This is a genomic window from Novosphingobium sp. SG751A, from assembly GCF_013149295.1.
GTDB lineage: Bacteria > Pseudomonadota > Alphaproteobacteria > Sphingomonadales > Sphingomonadaceae > Novosphingobium.
Window position 1 is genome coordinate 1 of sequence record NZ_JABGCB010000051.1, and the last position, 3,779, is coordinate 3,779.

Annotated in this window: 5 protein-coding genes and 1 tRNA gene; 3 read left to right on the forward strand and 3 right to left on the reverse strand. The window is 56.5% G+C overall.

Annotated elements, in window-relative coordinates:
- Positions 1-83: 83 nt before the first annotated feature.
- The 3 genes from FHW96_RS25700 to FHW96_RS25710 all read right to left on the reverse strand — a co-directional run bounded on the left by FHW96_RS25700 (position 84) and on the right by FHW96_RS25710 (position 1,854).
- Positions 84-377, reverse strand: a complete 294-nt coding sequence (locus FHW96_RS25700; protein ID WP_371815818.1) for a transposase — start codon at positions 375-377, stop codon at positions 84-86.
- A gap of 549 nt (positions 378-926) precedes the next feature.
- Positions 927-1,421 (reverse strand): MmcB family DNA repair protein, encoded by a 495-nt coding sequence (locus FHW96_RS25705; protein WP_172343411.1) that lies wholly within the window; start codon positions 1,419-1,421, stop codon positions 927-929.
- A gap of 28 nt (positions 1,422-1,449) precedes the next feature.
- Positions 1,450-1,854 carry a hypothetical protein gene (locus FHW96_RS25710; RefSeq protein ID WP_172343412.1) on the reverse strand — a complete coding sequence of 135 codons (405 nt, stop codon included), beginning with the start codon at positions 1,852-1,854 and terminating at the stop codon, positions 1,450-1,452.
- 120 nt (positions 1,855-1,974) lie between these two features.
- On the opposite strand from FHW96_RS25710, the gene FHW96_RS25715 reads away from it, so the two are divergent.
- The 3 genes from FHW96_RS25715 (at position 1,975) to FHW96_RS25725 (ending at position 3,624) form a co-directional block, all read left to right on the forward strand.
- A tRNA-Arg gene (locus FHW96_RS25715) sits at positions 1,975-2,051 on the forward strand.
- 71 nt (positions 2,052-2,122) lie between these two features.
- Positions 2,123-2,434, forward strand: a complete 312-nt coding sequence (locus tag FHW96_RS25720; protein ID WP_172343413.1) for a hypothetical protein — start codon at positions 2,123-2,125, stop codon at positions 2,432-2,434.
- 191 nt (positions 2,435-2,625) lie between these two features.
- On the forward strand, positions 2,626-3,624 hold the full coding sequence (locus tag FHW96_RS25725) for a hypothetical protein (protein ID WP_172343414.1): 999 nt from the start codon (positions 2,626-2,628) through the stop codon (positions 3,622-3,624).
- Positions 3,625-3,779: the final 155 nt, after the last annotated feature.

The window sequence follows — 3,779 nt, forward strand, 5'->3', positions numbered from 1 at the left end:
CAGCCCTACCGCTGACGCCGCACAACCATCATATCGGGAGGTCGCCAACCCAGTAACTGAACTGTGCAACTGAAACCCGACCGTTACTCCATCTGGCCTTTGGCTCCGCCCGCTGCCGAGACGTGGGCGCGGATGGTAGTGCTGTCGATGCTGTAGTGGCCGCTGTCGGCCATGATCTCGGCCAACGTCACGGCGACGGTCTCCCAGACCCCGGCCTCATTCCACCGCCGGAACCGACGATAGATCGTGTTCCAGCTACCATATTTGGGTGGGGCGTCGCGCCACGGAGCGCCGCAGCGTAGCCGCCAGAGAATGCCGTTGATGATGGAGCGGTTCTGCTCGGGCAGCCTGCCGCGACCACGGTTCTCAGGCTTGATCGGCAGCAGGCCCTTCAGAACGCGCCATTCTGCCTCGGTGAGATCGCCCCTGCTCAAGCCTGCCTCCAAAATGGAGTCTTGAATCAATTAACATCGGTCGCGTCAATTGCGGCAACGCTAATTAGGAGGCAGATAAGCGGAATGGTAAAGTCAATACCCGCCCGATTCAGCGTCCTCCCAGAGAACGAAGCGGCTGCCCTCGCTCATCTCAAAGCCCGCGGCTACTCTCCCATGATGATCGAGGAAGATGGCAGAGGTTTGATCGTATTAATCTTTGCGGCACTGCCTGACGATGAATTGCTCGGGCTGGTCCAAGCGTTGCCAGTCCATCTGAGCGCTAAGGTAGGCATTATCATGGGAGATCAGTCGCCCCCCAGCGCCCAAGCCTGATACATGACTGAATTTGTCCAAGCCGCCTAGCTAATCCTCTTTACAAACCGTCGGCGCCCGACGATCTTATGAAGCAAGTCGACGACATCTTATACTATGCCAATGATGTGTCGCAACCAGACAGCTAGACCCTCGCATCATTTCTTCCCTTTAACCTTCCTAAGCCCCACCCCACTGCCCGATCCGCGGATCCAGCGCCACCGCCTGCCGCCGCAAGGCCGCCCGCGCCAACCGCTCGACCTCGACCTTGCGCCGCGCGGGGGCCAACGGCATGAGGGGCGCGGGCCGCAGGATTTCGGCGTCATAGCCATCGGCCACGATCAGCCCGCACTGGTCGGGGCGAAAGGCTTCGCTTTCCATGCAGGCGCGGTCGAGGTGGCTGGCCAACCCCCAGAAGAAGCGGTCGCAATGGTCGAGATAGTCTGTCCATTTGCCGTCGCCCATCAGGTCGGCGCGGGCCACTTTGATTTCGACGATGATGACCTGTCCCTTGGCATCGATGCCCATCAGGTCGGCCCGCCGTCCGTTGCGCAGCGGCATTTCGGCCATGCACCAGATATCGTTGCGGGCAAACAGGCGGCCAATGCCGCGCGCGACAGCCAGAGCATCGGGCGTAAGATTGCCGGCGGTCAGCGAATCAGGCGGAATATCCATCCTGCCATTTTAGGAACAGAACGCGAACTTACAAGCCCTGATCGTCGCCCGGGGGCACCAGCGCCAGCAAGCCGCCGCGCGCCGAGGTGAACTCCTGCCACAGCGCGCGCGCTGCAGGTCTCACATCGCCGCCGCGTTCATGCACGGCAAGCAGCGCGGCCACGCCCGGCTCCATAATCGCCACCAGATCGCCAATGGATTGTTCGATCAACCGCGCCCGGCGTGGATCGGCCCGGCGCAAACCGGCCGGAAATGCCAGCAGCGCGGTCACTTCTTGGGCCGAATTTCCCCCCGCCAGCGCCCCGATCGCCCGCGCGGCTTCGCGCAGAGCGCCCCAGCGCATTCCCAAAGGATCGGCGCCCAGAGAATCGGTATCACCGGGCAAAGCCCCCGATGGGGCCGGAGCATCGGAAGGGAAAGGCGCAGGTTCCATGACTCCTACTTTATAGAAACTAGCTCTTGCCAAAAGCCTAATGCGCCAAAGTTTTTGCCACGAAGCGAAAATCTCTGGCCATGGCGGTCAAGCGCTGCTAACCGCGCAATCAACTCGTGCGCATCCGTAGCTCAGCTGGATAGAGTACTGCCCTCCGAAGGCAGGGGTCACAGGTTCGAATCCTGTCGGGTGCACCAGTCTTTTCAAGAATTATCGCTTCCATATCGCGCATATGGAAAGCTAGGGTATTATGGCCCGGCTGGCTTCCATGATGAAAGCAGAATTGGGGCACGCCACCCGGCAGATCGCCTTTGGCTTTTTCAATCAACTTTTGAACCGAAGCCTAAGTGATAAAGCGGGCGGCAATCCCGCGCCGCTGCCGCTGCCCAAGCCGGTGGTGCCGCTTCGAAGAGCAAGGCAGCGGTCTTGCTGGGCGCAATGCCATTATCCCGGCGAGCCAGTTTTGCTAGCGCAATCGCAATTGGCAGCGACGGCTCACGACTTTGAGTGTGTTGGTAAATGGTTACCGCTCCGGCCCAATATCGAAGCGCCTGCTCAGTCAGCAGGGTTGCCGTCGTAAGTTACCCGCGCTGGCTCATGACCCCATTGACCCCCAATCGAAGGCCGCATAACCATCGCGAAGACAATGATCGATAGTGCCTTTTCAAGATTCATTGGGACATTTCCAAAAGACGGAGAGGCGTTCAGATCCTAAGTCCAACCGTGTTTGCCCCCTCAGCACAGCCTGAAAAAGCGACGGAATTCGACTATATGACACAAGACCTAGCTCTGATCGTGAACCAAGCTGTTCAGGTTAAGGGATTGATTTTTGGATTACCGCATTCAAATACCTATGCTGTCGCTCATAAGTATAGAGATCTTATTTCTAAAAAAATTGGCGAATGTAATCTGGTAAGCTTGAATGATAATTCTGAAGTTGTTCAAGAAATTCTGAAGAAAACTGATATTCCATTGGTGCTTCTAACAGACCTTCCTAATAGTGAAATCGTCGAATTTACACGGAAATCCAGTTTTCCGCTTATTCCCGTGTCGACAGATTTTGATGCATCGTGCCATGAATATATGAAAATTCATGGCGTTGCGATGATAGATGCAGTCCGGACTGTTGCAATGGCACAGGTCGGCTGTTGGCAACTGCTTGCCATGGATCGGTCGATCAAACCGTTTCCCGATGCTGGTCCGGACCAATCGGGCGGTGTTATCAGTGATGTATCTGATGCCGTCCCTGCTGGCGTGGCGGAAATCATAACCTTGCCAAGCCTCCACGAGATTAGGGGGAGGCAGAGCGATCTCGCCACAAGTTTGGCCATCGCGCAACTGGCGCATTTCTATAATGCTGCCCGCATGGAAACGGCCACCAAGCTTTCGCTTCCGTTGCAGGTGTTTACCAATGGCAGCCCCCCTTTTGCTCAGACCGATGGAAAGTTCGATCTGGTAGGACCAGCCCGTTGTCTCACCTTTGGGCCATTTCTCTATCTTCCTGTCGGGCGATGGCAGGTCGTCTTTGAATTCGAAACCAGCGGTAGCCTGACCACCAACTCATTTCGCTTTGATGTGATTGCCGATGGCAAAGTTGCGACCAAAGATATTGTACATATCAATCAGTCCGGAAAATTCTGCTTTTCCGATACTTTTGAAATTCATAGGCCGTGGCTGCCGGTTGAATTCCGCACGTTTCTGGATAAGGGCGCCATCGAAGGACACTTCACATTATCGGCCGTGACAATAGATCTTCTGTCCGCAGGATAATTTGCGTTGCCGGATCGCCATCGGCCCTCAGGCATCACCAGCCAAAATGGGATCGGCTAAGATCGCGTCCCATGTCGTGGTGTAGCTGGGGTTGAGGTGGTCACCGTGATTTTCGGATAGGTTTGGGTTGCGAAGCTCGAACCTGGAGAAACCGC